General features: G+C 75.4%; 14 protein-coding genes. 3 read left to right on the top strand and 11 right to left on the bottom strand.

Going from position 1 to position 16,824, the window contains the following annotated elements; all coding sequences use genetic code 11:
* Positions 1 to 4 precede the first annotated feature (4 nt).
* The 4 genes from ABZ479_RS10690 to ABZ479_RS10675 all read right to left on the bottom strand — a co-directional run bounded on the left by ABZ479_RS10690 (position 5) and on the right by ABZ479_RS10675 (position 4,723).
* Positions 5 to 1,237, bottom strand: a complete 1,233-nt coding sequence (locus tag ABZ479_RS10690; RefSeq protein ID WP_500461199.1) for a S8 family peptidase — start codon at positions 1,235 to 1,237, stop codon at positions 5 to 7.
* Between the two features lie 46 nt (positions 1,238 to 1,283).
* Positions 1,284 to 2,444: a glycosyltransferase 87 family protein gene (locus tag ABZ479_RS10685; protein ID WP_500461197.1), complete on the bottom strand. Its 1,161-nt coding sequence runs from the start codon at positions 2,442 to 2,444 to the stop codon at positions 1,284 to 1,286.
* Entirely contained in the window at positions 2,441 to 3,754 is a 1,314-nt protein-coding gene (mptB, locus tag ABZ479_RS10680; protein ID WP_500461292.1) for a polyprenol phosphomannose-dependent alpha 1,6 mannosyltransferase MptB, read from the bottom strand. Before mptB ends, ABZ479_RS10685 begins: the two co-directional genes overlap by 4 nt.
* Positions 3,755 to 3,916: 162 nt before the next feature.
* Positions 3,917 to 4,723 carry an alpha/beta fold hydrolase gene (locus tag ABZ479_RS10675; RefSeq protein ID WP_500461195.1) on the bottom strand — a complete coding sequence of 269 codons (807 nt, stop codon included), beginning with the start codon at positions 4,721 to 4,723 and terminating at the stop codon, positions 3,917 to 3,919.
* A gap of 81 nt (positions 4,724 to 4,804) precedes the next feature.
* On the opposite strand from ABZ479_RS10675, the gene ABZ479_RS10670 reads away from it, so the two are divergent.
* On the top strand, positions 4,805 to 5,974 hold the full coding sequence (locus tag ABZ479_RS10670) for a DUF2786 domain-containing protein (RefSeq protein ID WP_500461193.1): 1,170 nt from the start codon (positions 4,805 to 4,807) through the stop codon (positions 5,972 to 5,974).
* A 625-nt stretch (positions 5,975 to 6,599) separates the two neighbouring features.
* Here the strand turns inward: ABZ479_RS10670 and ABZ479_RS10665 are convergent.
* From ABZ479_RS10665 to ABZ479_RS10650, 4 genes are all read right to left on the bottom strand, one after another.
* A complete protein-coding gene (locus tag ABZ479_RS10665) occupies positions 6,600 to 7,112 on the bottom strand; it encodes a pyridoxamine 5'-phosphate oxidase family protein (RefSeq protein ID WP_500461192.1) in 513 nt (170 codons plus the stop codon).
* An 18-nt stretch (positions 7,113 to 7,130) separates the two neighbouring features.
* The gene (locus tag ABZ479_RS10660; protein WP_500461191.1) at positions 7,131 to 8,657 is read right to left on the bottom strand and encodes a vWA domain-containing protein; all 1,527 of its coding nucleotides are present in this window, start codon (positions 8,655 to 8,657) and stop codon (positions 7,131 to 7,133) included.
* A gap of 98 nt (positions 8,658 to 8,755) precedes the next feature.
* Positions 8,756 to 9,358 (bottom strand): DinB family protein, encoded by a 603-nt coding sequence (locus ABZ479_RS10655; RefSeq protein ID WP_500461189.1) that lies wholly within the window; start codon positions 9,356 to 9,358, stop codon positions 8,756 to 8,758.
* 30 nt (positions 9,359 to 9,388) lie between these two features.
* Entirely contained in the window at positions 9,389 to 10,609 is a 1,221-nt protein-coding gene (locus ABZ479_RS10650; RefSeq protein WP_500461187.1) for an APC family permease, read from the bottom strand.
* 154 nt (positions 10,610 to 10,763) lie between these two features.
* Here ABZ479_RS10650 and ABZ479_RS10645 point away from each other — a divergent pair, with 154 nt between their 5' ends.
* Positions 10,764 to 11,663: an alpha/beta fold hydrolase gene (locus tag ABZ479_RS10645; RefSeq protein ID WP_500461185.1), complete on the top strand. Its 900-nt coding sequence runs from the start codon at positions 10,764 to 10,766 to the stop codon at positions 11,661 to 11,663.
* A 103-nt stretch (positions 11,664 to 11,766) separates the two neighbouring features.
* Here ABZ479_RS10645 and ABZ479_RS10640 read toward each other — a convergent pair whose 3' ends face one another.
* Positions 11,767 to 12,795 carry a rod shape-determining protein gene (locus ABZ479_RS10640; RefSeq protein WP_499599746.1) on the bottom strand — a complete coding sequence of 343 codons (1,029 nt, stop codon included), beginning with the start codon at positions 12,793 to 12,795 and terminating at the stop codon, positions 11,767 to 11,769.
* A gap of 116 nt (positions 12,796 to 12,911) precedes the next feature.
* Positions 12,912 to 14,639 (bottom strand): SpoIIE family protein phosphatase, encoded by a 1,728-nt coding sequence (locus ABZ479_RS10635; RefSeq protein ID WP_500461183.1) that lies wholly within the window; start codon positions 14,637 to 14,639, stop codon positions 12,912 to 12,914.
* A 118-nt stretch (positions 14,640 to 14,757) separates the two neighbouring features.
* Between ABZ479_RS10635 and ABZ479_RS10630 the strand changes: the two genes are divergently transcribed.
* Positions 14,758 to 15,816, top strand: coding sequence for a M23 family metallopeptidase (locus ABZ479_RS10630; RefSeq protein ID WP_500461181.1), 1,059 nt, complete (start codon positions 14,758 to 14,760; stop codon positions 15,814 to 15,816).
* Between the two features lie 4 nt (positions 15,817 to 15,820).
* Here the strand turns inward: ABZ479_RS10630 and ABZ479_RS10625 are convergent, their stop codons facing one another.
* Positions 15,821 to 16,819 carry a cation diffusion facilitator family transporter gene (locus ABZ479_RS10625; protein ID WP_500461180.1) on the bottom strand — a complete coding sequence of 333 codons (999 nt, stop codon included), beginning with the start codon at positions 16,817 to 16,819 and terminating at the stop codon, positions 15,821 to 15,823.
* Positions 16,820 to 16,824 lie beyond the last annotated feature (5 nt).

Genomic DNA, 16,824 nt, shown 5'->3' with positions numbered 1-16,824 from the left:
ACGCTCAGAGGTCGCCGGTGAACGCCACCAGCTTGGGGGTGCCGGTGGGTTCGGGGGTCGTGGTCCGGGTGGCGTGGTCGAGCAGCCACTTCTTCAGCGCCTCGAAGCCGGCGTCCCCGTAGGTGTCCTTGTAGAGCGCGGCGATGCCGGTGACGTGGGGCGCCGCCATCGAGGTGCCGCTCATGACCGCGTAGAGCCCGCCGGGGAAGGCGGATGCGATGTCGACGCCGGGCGCGTTCAGGTTGACGCAGCTGCCGAAGTTGCTGAACGGCGCCCGGTGGTCGGTCCGGTCGGTCGCGGCGACGGTGAACGCCTCCGTGGCGCTCGCCGGGGAGATGACGCAGGAGCTGACGTCGTCGTTGCCGGCCGCGACGACCGGGAAGACCCCGGAGCGGGCCAGCGCGTCCAGGCTCTCGTTCATCGTCGGGGAGTAGAGCCCGCCCAGCGAGATGTTGGCGACGGCGGGTCTCACCGCGTGCCGGGCGACCCAGTTGATGCCCGCGATGATCCCGGAGTTCGGGCCGCGCGCATCGCAGTCCAGCACGCGCACGGAGACCAGCGAGACCCCCCGGGCGATGCCGGTGTTCTCGCCGCCGACCGTGCCGGCGACGTGGGTGCCGTGGCCAGCGCAGTCCGCGGCGTTGCGGTCGTCGTCCTCCATCTCGTCGATGCCGGCCCGGGCGCGGCCGCCGAACTCGGGGTGGGTGAAGTCGATCCCGCTGTCGATGATGTACGCGGTGACCTTGGCGCCGGTCGCCCGGACCGTGTAGCCGTGCGTGGCCGGGGTCCGGTTGTTCACGCGCTCCAGGCCCCAGAACCGTCCGGTGCCGCCGGGCGGGGCTGGTGTGCCGCCCGGCAGGCGGTGGCTGGTCGACACCGGGACGCGGTCCTCCGCGGGCAGGGCGACGGTGGTGTCCTGTTCGACGCCGCGTACCGCGGGCAGGGCCCGTACGCGCGCCAGTTGCCGTCCGGTGAGCGGGGCGGCGAAGCCCCGCATCACGCTGTCGTAGACGTGGGCCGGGGTGATCCCGGCGGCCTTCGCGACGGAGGAGGGGTCGCTGCCCGGGGCCAGGGTGACGATGTAGCGGCCGGGGATGGAGTGGGGCGCTCCCGCCCCGAGCAGGGGTGCCAGGGCGGGGGAGTGCGCCTGCGCGGGGGACGTCGCGGGGAGGGCGGCCAGGGCGGGGACGGCGGTCATCAGCAGCGCGGTGAACGTCCGGCGCAGGGACACACGCATGCGTCGATCTCCTCGGGGCTCGGCGGACAGCACGGCCGACGGGCCGTCAGCCGGCCCTCTCCCCCACCCTGTCAGCCAGGATCGGACGCGGGCGCGCCCTGGTACGCCATCCGGGACGGGGCGCGACGAGCAGCCCCAGGCCGATCCAGACGTAGGCGCTGCCGCCCACGAGGGCGCCCACGCCGCCGGTGCCCGGGTCGCCCCGCCACAGCCACACGACGCTGCTGCAGAGCAGGACGTAACTGCCGATCGCGGCGGTCACCGTGCCGCGGTTCCGCGACCGCAGCGCCTCGGCGGCCAGCGCGGCCAGCGCCGGGATCAGCCACACCAGGTGGTGCACCCAGGTGACCGGGCTGATCAGGCAGGCCGTCACACCCGTGAGGGCGGCACCCGTCGCGACGTCGGTCCTGCGCACCTTGTACGCCCACACCGCCAGCACCGCGACGACGGCCACCGCCCACACCCACGTGGGGGCGTCGAGCCGGGCGAAGGTGCCGCGCAGCGACTGGTTGGAGGCGTACGACAGCGAGCCGACGCGGTCGGTGTCCCACATCGCCCGGGTCCAGAAGTCGCGGGACGCGCCAGGGGCGACGGCCGCCGCGAGCAGGGTCGCGCCGAGGGCGGTGGCGGCCGCGGCGAGCCCGGCGCGGCGGTGCCCGGCGAGCAGCAGCCATCCGATGAACAGCGCGGGCGTCAGCTTCACGGCGGCGGCGAGGCCGATGGCGCACCCGGCCCAGCGGCTGCCCCGGCGCAGCAGTTCGGCGTCGGCGAGCACCAGGGTGAGCAGGACGAGGTTGACCTGCCCGAAGGTGAAGGTGTCGTGGACCGGCTCCAGGAGCGCCATCAGGCACCCGGCCAGCACCATCGCGTACCAGGGGGTCCAGCCCTGGCGGCGCACGATCGGCCGGACCGTCCACCACAGGACGGCGCCCGCCGCGCAGATGTTGACCGCGGCGGCGAGGACGACGGCCGAGGGCCAGTTCAGCAGCGTCAGCGGAAGCATGCACAGGGCGGCGAACGGCGGGTAGGTGAAGCCGTACGTGGTGCCGGGGCTGAGGTAGTCGTAGACGCCGACGCCGTCGTACACCCAGGCGTTGACGGTGCCCCAGTACACGCCGAGGTCGAACCAGTGCCGGTGCAGCGGCACGGTCGCCAGGAACAGCGCGGTCGCGGCCACGGCGGCGGCCGCCGTCACGATCCGCTTCATGAGGCGAGCGCGGGACGGACGAGCCGGAACAGCCGCACGGCGGCGAGCGGCAGCAGCGCGAGGGCCGCCCCCGTGGCCGCCAGGGCGATCTGATGGGGTGTCGCGGCGAACCCGCTGGGCAGCACCGCGAGCGCCAACGCGGCGCTGGCGAGCGCGGCGAGCCGCCGCACCCGGCCGTCGGGGGCGGCCACCGCGAGCGGTACGAGCCCCCACAGCAGGTACCAGGGACGGATCGCCGGCCCCAGCAGCGCCACCGCGAGCAGGCTGATGCCGAGGGCGTAGACCGGCCCGAGCCGCTCGCGGAACAGCCACACGGCGGCTATGACGAGCGCGGCGGCGGCCATGCCAAGCAGCCGCCAGACGTCGGGGGTGCCGATGAACCGGCCCAGGACGTTGACCAGCGACCAGTTGGAGGCGGAGGCGGGCGTGGTGAGCGCGCCGATCCAGCCGTAGCCGACGCCGGTGACGGCGGTGACGGCCACGGTGGCCGCGCCGGCGACCGCCGCCGTGGCCGCCCCGGCGCGCGCCAGGCGCCAGCGGCCCTCCAGTTGTTCGGCCCACAGGCTCGCCACGACCAGCAGTCCGAGGGCGGCGGGGGCCTTGACCAGCGCGGCCAGGGTCACCAGCGCGGCGGCCGGCACCGGGTGGCGGGCCAGCGCCGCGCCCAGGCCGGCGCCGAGCAGGCCGAGCATGACGGCGTCGTTGTGCGCCCCCGCCACCAGGTGCAGCAGTACGAGGGGGTTGAGCGCCCCGAGCCACACGGCCGCGGCCGGGTCCGCGCCGCAGCGGCGGGCGAGCCGCGGCAGCAGGGTCGCCAGCAGGGCCACGCCCAGCAGCGCCAGCGCCCGCATCCCGGTGACCCCGGCGTGTGCCCCGTAACGGGCGAGCGCCAGGAACGCGGGGCCGTACGGCGCGGGGCTGTTCCGCCAGATCGCGGGCACCTCGGCGGCCGCCGTGCCCCCGAGCACGCTCGGGCCGTGCGTGTAGGCGTCGATGCCCGCGTTCACCATCGCGCCCTGCGCCAGGTAGCTGTAGACGTCCCGGCTGAACAGCGGCGGTGCCAGCAGCAGGGGGGCCGCCCACACGGCGAAGGTCGTCAGCAGGGCGCGGATCGTCGGCGGCCGCGGCCCGCGCACGATCCGGCCGAGCTGCCACCACGCCGCGACGAGCAGGCCGAGGCCGAAGTACGCCACCAGCAGCCCGGCCGCCGCCTCCCCGTGGGGCAGCGCGATCCCGTCCCGTACCGGAAGCGCCCCCGCGGCCCTGCCGCCGACCGCCAGCGCGGTGGTACCGGCCAGTCCGAGAGCCATCGTGCGAGTCACGCCCGCACGCTCCCATCACCGGATGTCCGCCGGACGACCAGCGGGCGACCGGCGGATGACCGGCCCGGAGGCGCGATGGCCGGTTCGTCGCGGTGCGGGCGGGTTCACCCCCCTCGGGAGCCTGCAGCGCAGGTGAGGGGCGGGGTGGGGTCAGCTGGTCCCGTCGGCGGCGGCCACGATGATCTCGGCGACCCGGCCGGGCTGTTCGAAGAGGACCCCGTGCCCGGCGCGGGGCACCGTGACGAGGGTCAGCGTCGGGCAGGTGTCGAGGTCGTGCCGTTCCTCGTCGGTGAGGCCGATGTCGTCCGCGCTGCCGCGCACGACGACCGCCCGGGCACCGCTGGTGCACAGCCGGGTGACGAGGGAGCCGTGCTCGTCGAGGTGGGCGAAGTACTGCCGGAGCGCGGCGCGGCAGAAGGCCGGGTCGTTGTCGCCCATGATCGAGGCGAGGGTGTCGCGGCGCGTGGGCGGCAGGCTGTCGCGGACACCGCGGGGCAGGGTCTTCAGCGCCACGGCCCAGGCCGCCAGGCCCAGTACCGGCACGTGGGCGAGCCGGTCGAGCAGGGCGAGTTCCCTCGCCTCGTCGCCGCGCGAGAAGACGGGCGAGAGCAGCACGAGGGGCCCGGAGAACTCGCCGAGGGCGGCCATCTCGATGGCGACGTTGGCGCCCAGGCTGTGCCCGACCACGACGTCGCAGCCGGTGTCGGCGGCGAGCCGGGCCATGAGGCGGGCGTAGTTCCCGATGGACAGGTCCTCGGGGGCGGGGCTGCGCCCGTGGCCCGGCAGGGTGACGGCCACCAGGCCGAGTCCGGCGTCCGCGGGCGCGGGTTCGGCCATGACGTCGGCGTAGAACTCGGCCGTGCACAGGGCGCCCGGCAGCAGCAGGGCCCGTCGTGCGGCGTCGGGCGGTCCGGCCGTGCGGATGTCCCAGCCCTCGCGCCCGCTGTCGGTGCTCACGGCTCCACACCCTGGCCCGGTCCGCCCGGCCGCGTGGGCACCGTGCTCCGTCCGTGGCGTGTCGGTGCGATCCTGAACCGCGTGCGAGATGCGATGACGGTGGTCGAGACGGCGTTCGCCGGTGCCATGGGTGCGCCGGAGGGGGACGTCGAGACGGCGCTGGACGCCGGTGCGTCGGCCATGGCGGCGGCGGAGGCCGGCTGGGACGAGGTCGGCCGGGCGGTGGCGACCGCGGTGGGCGGGCTGCTGCGGGGCTGCCGGGCCCGCGGCTGGGAGGACGCGGACCTGCTGCGCATGGTGCGCCGTGAACTGCGCCCCGAGCACGTGCGGCTCGCCGGCCGCCTCACCGAGGACGGCGGTGACCCGGCGGGCCTCCTGAGCGCGTACGGGGCGGCCGAGCGGCTGGACCGCTTCACCGTCGCGACGACCGTGCTGGAACTCGTCCGCCTGCTGGGGCGGCTGCCCGGGATCACCCCGGCGGCCGCGCCCGAGGCGGCGTCCGGCGCCACGGGCCATCCGATGCTGCGGCGGATCAGGGCGCTGCTGGCGAAGGCGGAGTCCACGGCCTTCCCGGAGGAGGCGGAGGCGCTGAGCGCGAAGGCCCAGCACCTCATGGCACGGCACAGCGTGGACGAGGCACTGGTCGCGGGCACCGCTGCGGGCGGCGGCGGGCCCGGCGCGCGGCGGATCGGCGTGGACCGGCCGTACGAGGCGCCGAAGGCGCTGCTGCTCGACGCGGTCGCGGCGGCGAACCGCTGCCGCGCCGTGTGGTCGGCCGAGTTCGGCTTCTCGACGGTGGTGGGCTGGGAGGCCGACCTGGAGGCCGTGGAGGTGCTCTACACCTCCCTGCTGGTGCAGGCCGAGGCGGCCATGCGCGGCGGCGGCGCCCCGGGACCGGCGGCGCGTCGCCCGCGTCGCAAGGGCGGCAGGGGCGGTGGGGGCGGCGACCTGTCGCGGGACTTCCGCGAGTCCTTCCTCATCGCCTACGCGGGCCGGGTCGGCGAACGCCTGGCCGCCGCGTCCCGCGACGCGACGGAGGAGGCCGCGCGGGCCACCGGCGCCACGGAGGTCCTCCCGGTCCTGGCCGCCCGTGAGGTCGCCGTCGGCCGCGCCGCCGACGCGATGTTCCCCGACACCCGCACCCAGCGCCTCCGGGGCCGCGACCACGAAGGCTGGGCCCGCGGCACCGCCGCCGCCGACCGTGCCGCCTTCCACGGTCCGGCCGGCCCGTCCAGGCGCCTGCGTGAGTGATGGCGCCGAGGCGCCGGCCGTTACGCGGACTGCCGTGGTTGTTCGGCTGTTGCGCCGTCTCGCGCCCTGCGGGCGCAAAGATGCGGGCTGCGGGTGGGAGGGTGGGGGCCTGCCTTGTGTGCAGTGTGCGGCTCGGTGGTCGGTTGGGGTTCAGGCGCCGGAGCGGGGTGGGTTGTTCGTCCGGCTCGGGTCTCGTTGCCGTCCGCGGGTGCAGATGGCCGGTGACCACGCCCACCGTTCGTGGGTGGCGCGCTCGCCGTAACCGGCGTCTGCGGGTGCTTCCCCGATCCGACATCGGGCTCTGTTTCGACGTCCATACCGTCGAAAGCGGGCCCGATCTCGCCGACCCCCGACAGCACCTCGAAGCACCCGCAGTCGCGGGTTACGGCGGGCGCGCCCACCACCCACGGATGGCGTGGAAGCGGCCATCTATACCCGCGGACGGCAACGAGACCGACACCGCCGGAAAGGCACCCCGCTCCGGCGCCTGAACCCCCGCCGACCACCGGGCCGCACACTGCCGAGTTGGAGCGCCCCCACCCTCCCCTCCGCAGCCAGCCGCTTTGCGCCCGAAGGGCGCGAGACGAACCCGCACCCACCCACCGGCCCGACCGCCGCCGGTCACCTAGAACAACCAGCGGGTCTGGCTGTAGGTGGTGCCGCGGGCGTAGGCGAAGGCGGTGGTGGGTTCCACCTGGTAGACCAGGGCCTCGTGGCCGTCGCCGACGAAGACCTGGTCGCGTACGTCGAACCGCCACTCGGAGCCGTACTTGCCCTCGTACGCCTCGGCGATCCGGTGCAGCTGCTTGTCGCTGCGCACGCGGGCCGCCTTGCCCTCGAGCACGATGTCCAGGCCCTCGTCGAGCGCGTTGTTGCCGGTCGTGACGACGATCCGGCGGTTGTGGTCGAGGTTCCTGGCCTTGCGCTCGTCGGCGCCGGTGCAGAAGTGCAGGGCGTCGTCGAGCCAGACCCCGATGAGCGGGGTGACGTGGGGGCGGCCGTCCCGGCGGACGGTGGTCAGCCAGTAGATCTCGGCGCCCGCCAGGTGTTCGCGGGCGTCGTGCCAGGTCGTGGGGGTCGCGCCGGTGCTGCTGTAGCGGGCGTCGAGCTCGGGCTCGGGTTCCTTCTCTTCTGCCATGCCTCCACTGATACTCCATCAGCCCGCGCGCAGCGCGTACGCGCTGTCGACGGCTTCCGCCAGGTCGCGTACCGCCGGGTCCTCGGTGGTCGCGGCCAGGGCGTGCGCGCGGTCGCCGAGTACGGCGAGGCCGGGGGCGCCGGGCAGTTGCTCGTCGCCGGTGTCGTAGGTGCGCAGGGCGTCGGCGAAGTACGCGGCGACCGCGTCCACGCGGAGCCTCGGCGAGGTGCCGGAGTCCCACAGCCGGCCGGCGAGCCGGTCCGCCTCGACGGCGCCTGCGGCCTCGTGCGGGGAGCGGTCGTGCGGGTCGAGCCAGCGTACGGTGGCCGTGGCGACGTGGCCCCGGGCGCCCGCCTTCAGGCGGACGGCGTAGAGCGCGGTGACGGTGTGGCCGGGGCCGACCTCGCCGCCGTCGACCCGGTCGTCGCGGAAGTCCTCGTCGGCGACGGCACGGTTCTCGAAGCCGATCAGGCGGTAGCGCTCGACGGTGTGCGGGTCGAAGGAGACCTGTGCCTTGGCGTCGCGGGCGCGCAGGCCGATGTTGACGGGCAGCTGGTCCACGAACAGCGCGCGGGCCTCGGCCGGGGTGGAGACGTACGAGGTGTGGCCGTCGCCCTTGTCGACCAGCCGCTCCATCAGCTCGTCGCCGTACTCGCTGCCGACGCCGACCCCGAAGAGCGCGATGCCGTGCCGTGAGCGGGCCCGGTCGATCCGGTCCAGGAGGGCGTCGGGTTCGGTCTCCCCGGTGTTGGCGAGGGCGTCGGAGAGCAGGACGACCCGGTTGGTGGCCCCGCGCCGGGCGCTCTCCAGGGCCACGTCGTAGCCGGTGCGCAGCCCCGCCTCCAGGTTGGTGGAGTCCTCGGGCGCGAGGCGGTCGACGACGGACAGCGCGTGATCGCGGGCGCCGCCCGCGCCGAGCCGGGTGGCCGGCAGGGCGACCCGGGCGCGGTCGCTGAAGGTCACGACGGCGAGGGAGTCGTCGTCCCGCAGTTCGCCGACCGCGGCGCGCAGCGCCTTCTGGACGAGGTCGAGACGGCCGGGTTCGCCCATGGAGCCGGAGACGTCCACGACGAAGGTGAGCACGGCCGGGGGCCTGCTCCCCTCGTCCGCGGGGCGTGTGGCGAGTCCCACCCGCAGCAGCGACCAGCCCTCCTCGTCGCCTATGCGGGCGCCGTCGACGGTGACGGAGAAGCCGTCGCCCCTGGGCGCGGGGTAGTCCTGGCGGAAGCTGTTGACGAACTCCTCGGGGCGCACTTGGGAGGGGGAGGGCAGCGAGCCCTGGTCGAGCCGCCGCTTGGCGTAGCCGTACGAGGCGGTGTCGACGTCCAGCGCGAAGGTCGACAGCAGGGACGCGTCGGGCGCCCGGCCCTCACCCCGGTCCTCGTCGGGCTCTCCGCCGTTCCACTGGGGGGCGTCGTCCGCGCCCTGCACGGGCCCGGGGCGCTGCGCGTGGTCGCCGCTGCCCCGGTCCGTGTTCGCGCTGCAGCCCGTGAGCACCGCCCCGGCCGTCAGCGTCGCCAGTACCGCCGCCGTGATCCGCCGCATCACCGTCACCACCTCCCCCGGAGGCGCCCCCTGCGCCTTCTGCGACTGTGACGCAGGAAGCCGCGGGCCGGTGGCATCGGGGCCGTTGCGGATGGATCTCAGTCGGGCAACGTCCCTCCGCCCGGTGCGACGTGCCGGGCGCGGTAGAGGTCGCGCAGCAGGGCGGTCTCGGCTCCGTGGTGGATGACCTCGCGGTTGATGTGGAGCACGAGCGCGGCCAGCGGTTCCTTCGCGTAGGGGCCCTCCTTCGGACCGCACGGCCGGGCCAGGCCCTCGGCGCCCAGACCGCGCACGCCGTCGCGCCATGCCGCGTAGGCGGCGTCCAACTGCGCGAGCGCGCCGTCGGCGGTGCCGGAGAACGGGAAGTCCCTGCCGGCGAGGTCGACCGGCGGGCCGCCGAAGTGGGAGGCGGTGCGGGCGCCCAGGACGCCGGTGATGACGTGGCCCAGGCGCCACGCGATCGTCGTCACGGGCCCGGGGTCCGGGGGCGGCCAGGCGAGGTCGAGCCGGAACTCGCCGGTGCCGGCCTCGATCGGGGCCCGGCCGCTGCCGCGCGGGCGGACGCTCCAGCAGTCCGGGACGGGTTCCCAGAGGTACTCGTCGTCGGTGAGGCCGTCCAGGCGCGGGCGCAGCTGGTTCCGCCAGTGCCAGTCCAGCTGGTCGACGAGCAGGACGTTCCAGTCCGGTGCTGCGGAGTCCATGCGCCTCAGCGTAGGCCCGGGCGGGCCGGGTCAGGCGCGGCGGGTGCGTACGGCGTAGAGGCCCGCCCCCGCGGCCAGGACCGCCGCGCCCGCGGCGACGGACGTCCAGGGCAGGGCGAAGGCCAGGACGAGGCAGCCGAGCAGGCCGAGGGCGGGGACGGCGCGCCGGGCGCCGGGGCCCAGGGTCCAGGCGGAGGCGTTGGCGACGGCGTAGTACGCCAGGACGCCGAAGGAGGAGAAGCCGATCGCCCCGCGCAGGTCGGCGGTGGCGGCGAGCAGGGCGACGACGGCGCCGACGGCGAGTTCGGCGTGGTGCGGCACCCCGGTCCTGGGGTGCACCGCGGCCAGGGTGCGGGGCAGGTGGCCGTCGCGGGCCATGGCCAGGGTGGTGCGGGAGACCCCGAGGATCAGCGCGAGCAGGGAGCCGACGGCGGCGACGGCTGCGCCCGCCCGCGTCAGCGGCGCGAGGCCGCCCGCGGCGTCGGCCAGGGGCGCCGCCGAACCGGCGAGCGCCTGCGGGCCGAGCACCGCGAGGAGGGCGACCGCGACGGCGGCGTAGACGACCAGGGTGATGCCGAGGGCGAGCGGGATCGCGCGGGGGATGGTGCGCGCCGGGTCCCTGACCTCCTCGCCGAGCGTGGCGATCCTGGCGTACCCGGCGAAGGCGAAGAACAGCAGGCCGGCCGCCTGGAGCACGCCGCCCACGCTCGCGTCGGCCCCGATGTCCAGCCGGGCGGCGTCGGCGTCGCCGCCGGTGAACGCGGCGACGACGAACGCCGCGAGGACCGCGAGGACGACCGCGACGATGCCCCGGGTGAGCCAGGCGGCCTTCTGCACGCCGGCGTAGTTGACGGCGGTGAGCGCCACGACCGCGGCGACGCCGACGGCGCGCTGCTGCTCCGGCCAGACGTACGCGCCGATCGTCAGGGCCATCGCGCCGCAGGAGGCGGTCTTGCCGACGACGAAGGACCAGCCCGCGAGGTGGCCCCAGAAGGGCCCGAGCCGCTCGCGCCCGTAGACGTAGGTCCCGCCCGAGGCGGGGTACAGCGCGGCGAGCCTGGCCGAGGACATGGCGTTGCAGTAGGCGACGACGGCCGCCGCCGCGAGCCCGAGGAGCAGCCCGGACCCGGCGGCGCGGGCGGCCGGGGCGAACGCGGCGAAGACCCCGGCGCCGATCATCGAGCCGAGTCCGACGACGGTGGCGTCGAAGACGCCGAGCCGTCGCTGCAGTATCGCGTTCCCACCGGTCACGGCGGCAAAGGTATACCGTCCCGCTGCTAGACACGGCGTCAACAAGCTGCCATCGTGGCGCCCGGGAACGGCGACGGAACGACGGTGCGAAGCCACGGCGACGGTCATGCGACGCCGCGGTGACGCGGCGACGCGAAGGCGGAGGACGGCGGACATGACGCAGCGCTGGGTCACGGTCTCCGACGGGGTGCGGCTGGCGGTGTACGAGCAGGGGGACCCGGCCGGGCCCACGGTGCTGTGCGTGCACGGCTTCCCCGACGACCACGGCGTGTGGGACGGCGTCGCCGGGCTCCTGGCGGCCCGCGGCTTCCACGTCGTGTCGTACGACGTGCGCGGCTCGGGCGCCTCGGACGCCCCGCGCCGCACCCGGGCCTACCGGCTGCCGCGGCTCGCCGCCGACACCACCGCCGTCGCGGACGCGGTCAGCCCGGGCGCCCCGGTCCACCTGCTCACCCACGACTGGGGGTCGGTGCAGAGCTGGCACACCGTCAGCACGCCGGAACTCGCCCACCGCTACGCCTCGATCACCTCGATCTCCGGCCCCGACCTGGACCACACCGGCCGCTGGTACCGGGCCCAGCTGCGCCGCCCCTCCCCGGCCCGCCTGCTGAAGCTCGCCAGACAGGCGCTGGCCTCGCAGTACGTCGGCTTCTTCCACCTGCCCGGCATCGCCGAGCTCGCCTGCCGCAGCGGCTTCCTGGACGGCGTCATCGCGACCCTGCGGCGCCTGGAGACGGGCGAGGCCCCCGCCGGCTACGGCCCGGGGCTCGCCGCGCGCAACCGCGCCGGGCTCAAGCTCTACCGCGCCAACGTGCTGCCCCGCGTGCTCCGCCCCCGCGCACGGCACGCCGCGCTGCCCGCGGTCGTGCTGGCCCCGTCCAGGGACGTGTTCGTCCTGCCGCCCTGGCAGACGGAGATCACCGACTGGGCGCCCCGGGCCGAGGTCCACCACGTGGACGGGGGCCACTGGCTGCCCTCCCACCGCCCGGACCTCGTCGCCGGGCACGCCGCCCGCCTCGTCGAGCGCACCGAGAAGGCGGTCCGCCCGCGCTGATCCCCGCCCCGCGCCCGGCGCCGGTGCCGACGTGCGGCTCGGCCGGGACGGGGAGGTGCTCCCCGTCCCGGCTCGTCCTGGACGCGTGAACCCGGCCGGGTCCCTACACCGACAGCGGGTCGAGCGGCGTCGGGACGGGGTGGCCCTCCATCATGGCGCCCAGCCCGAGGACGGCGCAGACGTCGGGCCGTTCCGCGATGGTGACCGGCATCCCGGTGGCCTGACGGAGCATCATGTCCAGGCCGGGCAGTAGCGCGCTGCCGCCCGCCAGCATGACGCCGCGGTCGGTGAGGTCGGCGACCAGGTCCGGCGGGCACCGCCGGAGCACCTGGCCGATGCCGTCGACCAGCGTCGCCATGGGCATCCGGATCGCCTGCCGTACCGCCTCGGTGTCGACGCGGACCGTGCGGGCGATCCCGCTGGCGACGTCGCGCCCCTGGACCTCGGCGCTGGGCGCGACGGGCCCGGGCGCGGAGAGGGTCTCGTGCAGCGACCGCACCGACTGGCTGGGCAGCAGCAGTTCGTGCGTGTTGCGCAGGTGCTGGACGACGGCGTGGTCGATCGCCTCGCCACCGACCCCGATGGTCTCCGCGGCGACGATCGAGCCCATCGACATGACGGCGATCTGCGTGGTGCCGGCCCCGGCGAGCATGATCATCGTCGCCTCGGGCTCCTCGACCGGGAGCCCGCACCCGATGGCGGCCGCGACGACGGAGTCCACGAGTTCGACCCGGCGTGAACCGAGGCCGTACATCGTCTCGACGGCCGCCCGCTGGGCCAGCGGACCGCTGCCGTGGGGGGTGCAGACGGCGGCCCGGAGCATCGGCTTGCGCCGCCAGGCCTTGCGCAGCTGACCGCCCAGCAGGTGACGGAGCATGCGCTGGGCCATCTCGATGTCGACGACCATCCCGGCCTGGATGGGGCGGACCACGCGGATGTGCTCGGGCGTGCGGCCGGTCATCTTCTCGGCCAGCGAGCCGACCGCGATGAGGGCACCGCTGTGCGCGTTGACGGCGGCCACGCTCGGCTCGTCCACGACGAGTCCCTGGTGCTTGAGGTAGACACGGGTGCGCGACGCCCCGAGGTCGACGGCAACGGAGCAACGACGCAGATGCGCCAGACTGACGGTCACGGCAGATCCTCCCCGAGGGGCCGGTTCCCGGGACCGCCCCTGCGGCGGCCCGTCTGATCATCGTGCGGGCGCAAGTCGAGATCCGCCTGTTGTGGTACTCCGAGCGGTTGATCCGCTTATCGCACGACCCGTGCCGCGAGGACCGCGATGTCGTCGTCCGCCGGTTCCACGACCAGCAGGGACAGGACCCGGTCGACCAGTCCGCCCAGATCACCGTCGGGGTGCAGACGCAACCCGGCGAGCCGGTCGAGCGAGGCGTCGATGTCCTCCCCGCGCCGTTCCACGAGGCCGTCGGTGTACAGCAGCAGGACGTCACCGGGCCGGCAGGGGGCCGGGACGGCCTCGTAGCCCCCGTGGCCGGTGCCCAGCGGCGGGCCGACCGGCACGTCGACGATGCGCACCGTGCCGTCCGCCCGGATGACGGCAGGCGGCAGGTGTCCGGCGCTGGAGAACGTGCACTTGTCGCGCGCCGGGTCGACGAGGGCCAGCAGGCAGCTCGCCGGACGGCCCGACTCCGTCTGGGAGATGAGGGTGTCCAGCCGGCGCAGGATGCGGTGCGGCGGCAGGTCGGCCGCCGCCACGAAGCGCAGCATCGAGCGGTACTGGCTCATGTCCACCGAGGCCTCGACCCCGTGCCCCATCACGTCGCCCATGGCCAGCAGGGTGCGCCCGTAGGACAGCCGTACGGCGTCGTACCAGTCGCCGCCCACCAGCGCCGTGCTGCCGGCCGGCTGGTAGCGGAACGCGGCCTCCACGGAGGGGTGCGGGGAGCCCGGCTCGGACATCAGGGCGCGCTGCAACTCCAGGGCGATGCCGTGCTCGTGGGTGTAGCGGCGGGCGTTGTCGAGGTAGATTGCGGCCCGCCGGACGATGTCCTGGACGGTCTCGGTGTCCCGTTCGGTGAAGCCCGGGGACTCGCCGCAGCGGACCAGGGTCACCGTGCCGATGGGCTCGCCGCGCGCCGCGAGCGGCACGACGAGCGCCGAGTGGATGCCCACCGACCGGAAGGCGGCCATCCGTTCGCGGGCCGACCCGCCGCGGCCCAGGGCGTCGTCGTCGAAGAGGTTCTGCACCACCGGGCTGCCGGACTGCAGGCAGCGCGGGATGGTCGTGCCCGACGGGTACTCGACGTACTCCCCCGGCTCACCGAAGGCCTTGACCTGCTCGCGCAGGTTCGGCAGCGCCGCCATGGCGGCCCGGCGCAGCCGCAGCACACCGCGGTTGTAGGGGGTGGCGCGCTCGGTGGGGAAGACCTCGACGGTGGCGATGTCGGCGAGCAGCGGCACGAGGAACCCGGCGAGTTCCGCGCAGGTCTCGTCCATCTCCAGGGTGGTGCCGATGGAGGTGGCGGCGCGGTCCAGGATGGCCAGCCGCTCCCGGGCGCGTTCCAGTTCCCGCTGGTGCTGGCGGGAGGCGCTGACCTCCAGCACGATCCCGACCAGGCCCAGCACCGTGCCGTCCGCCGCGTCCAGCCGGTGGTACGCGCCCTGCCAGTAGCGCCGGCCCGCGTCGGACCCGGCGTGGGTGCGGCCGCTGGAGGGCACCTCGCGGGACTTGCCGTCGGACAGGACCTGGCGCAGCGCCTCCTCGCCGGCGTCGTCCAGGTCCGGCAGGACCTCGGTGATCCGGCGGCCCAGGTGCTCCTTGGCGGGCAGGCCGTTCATCCGGGCGAGGGCGGGATTGACGTAGACGTAGCGCAGTTGCGGGTCGTAGATGCCCACGCCCGCCGGGGTGCCGTCCAGCACCTGCCGCAGGACCGTGTGGTCCGGCGGTGACCAGCCGCCGGGCTCACCGTCACCGCTCACCCGGTCACCCTCCTGTCCGCCGAGTGTGCCCGTTCCCATGATCGGGCGGTCCTCCACCGGGCGCACGCCCGGATGCGGTCACCCCGCCGGGTGGCCCGCAACCGGCGGGGGCGTGTCGTCCGGGCACCGCGGTGACCGGGCCCGAAAGGATCGGGCGATGCGATGGAGGACGGCGGCCGCGGCCCTCTGCCTGCTGCTGACCGCCTCGCCGGCGGTGGCCGGCGAGCGCCCCGAACCGCGCCCCGGCCCGCCGGCCCGGGTGGAGCGGCTGTACGCGGAGGCGGCCCGCGCGGTGCGGGCGCACGAGGACGCGGAGCGGGCGGTCCGCCGCAAGCGCGCCGACCTGCGGTTGCTGCACCGCGCGGCGGCGGTGGAGCGGCGCCGGCTGGACGTGCTGCGGGACCGGATCGGGGCGATGGCGCGCAGCGAGTACCGCAACGGGGGGCTGGGACCGTCCGCGCGGCTGCTGCTGACCGGGCGGCCCGACCGGCTGCTGGAGGGCGCGACGCTGGCCCGGCAGGGCGACCACGCGCAGGCGGCGCTGCTGGCGGAGCGGATGCTCGCCGAGCGGCGGCTGGCGGCCGACACCGAGGCCGTCGACCGGACGCTGAGGGTGCTGGCCCGCGAGGCCCGCCGCAAGGACGCGCTGCGCCGGGACATCGAGGAGCGGCTGCTGCGTGCCCGGGCCCGGCTCTCCGCCCGCGACCTGGCGCTCATGGCGCACGAGGGGCTCTCGGCGGACTGCCCCCGCGACGTTCCCCCGGCCCCGCCCCGGTCGTCGGCCGCGTCCCGCCGCCACGGTGCCCCGCACTGGGTGCGCCCGGTCGCGCACTACACGCTCACCGCCGGCTACGCCGCCGCCGGGGCGCACTGGGCGCACCGCCACACCGGCCAGGACTTCGCGGTGCCGCCGGGCACCCCGGTCCGGGCGGTGGGCGACGGCACGGTGGTGGTGGCCGCGTGCGGCGACGGCTTCGGCAACCAGATCGTCGTCCGGCACGACGACGGCTACTGCACGCACTACGCCCACCTGTCCGTCCTGGAGGTGGTCCCCGGCCGGCGGGTGCGGGCGGGCGAGCGGATCGGCCTGTCCGGCAACTCCGGCAACTCCACCGGACCGCACCTGCACTTCGAGGTCCGTGTCACGCCGCAGATGGGCTCCGCCGTCCCCCCGCTGCCCTGGCTGGCGCGGCACGGCGTGCCCATCGGCCGCTGAGCGGTCAGCCCCCGCCCTCGCGCTCGCCCGCCTCGGCGCGCAGCGCCTGCCGCAGCCGGTGGGCGGCGCGGCGGTCCTCGTCGGAGGCGTCGGTGACGTCCAGGAAGATCTGGTCCAGTTCGGGGAACTCCCCGGCCAGCGAGCGCTTGATGCGGACCGCGGCCTCCTCCACCGTCTCGCTGTCGATGCCCTCGGTCAGGTCGACCCGGGCGGCCAGCAGCACCGAGTCGATGCCGAGGCGCATCGTCAGCAGTGCGGTGACGGTGTCGATCTCGGGCTGCCGGATCAGCAGTTCGTGCGCCCGCTGCCGCAGCCTGGGGTCGGCGGCCTCGCCGATGAGGGTGTCCCGGCAGTCCTTGCCGAGCCGGTAGGCGACGTACATCAGCAGGGCGGCGATCGCCAGGGACGCGTACGCCTCCCAGGTCCGGTCGCCGGTGGTCCAGTGCAGCACGACGCCGGCGAGGGCGAGCAGCACGCCGAACACCGCGGCGCTGTCCTCGGCGAGCACGGTGCGCAGGGTGGGGTCCTCGCCCTCGCGCAGTTCGGTGCGGAAGGGGCGGTCGTGCTCGCGGGCCCCGGACCGCACCTGCAGAAGTGCCCTGACCAGGGAGGTCCCCTCGGCGAGCAGGGAGACGACCAGGACGGCCGCCGCGATCAGGAAGGCCCGGGTGGTGTGCGGCTCGCTCTCGTGGAACGCGTTCACCCCCTGGTAGAAGGAGAAGCAGCCGCCCATCACGAAGATCCCCACGGCGGCGAGCAGCGACCAGAACCAGCGCTCCTTGCCGTAGCCGAAGGGGTGCCGTGCGTCCGGACTGCGCCGGCTGCGGCGTAGTGCGGCCAGCAGGAACACCTCGTTGAGCGTGTCGGCCACCGAGTGCGCCGCCTCCGAGAGCAGCGCCGGTGACGTGGTCAGCAGCCCGCCGACCGCCTTCGCCACGGCGATCACCAGGTTCGCGGCGAGGGCCACGAAGACGGTCGCCTTGGTCTGCTTGTCCTTCCCCATGGGGA

The sequence above is a fragment of the Streptomyces sp. NPDC005722 genome (assembly GCF_040630935.1).
Classification (GTDB): Bacteria; Actinomycetota; Actinomycetes; order Streptomycetales; family Streptomycetaceae; genus Actinacidiphila.
Note: the sequence above shows the minus strand (reverse complement) of the source record. Positions and strands in the feature narration are given on the sequence as shown.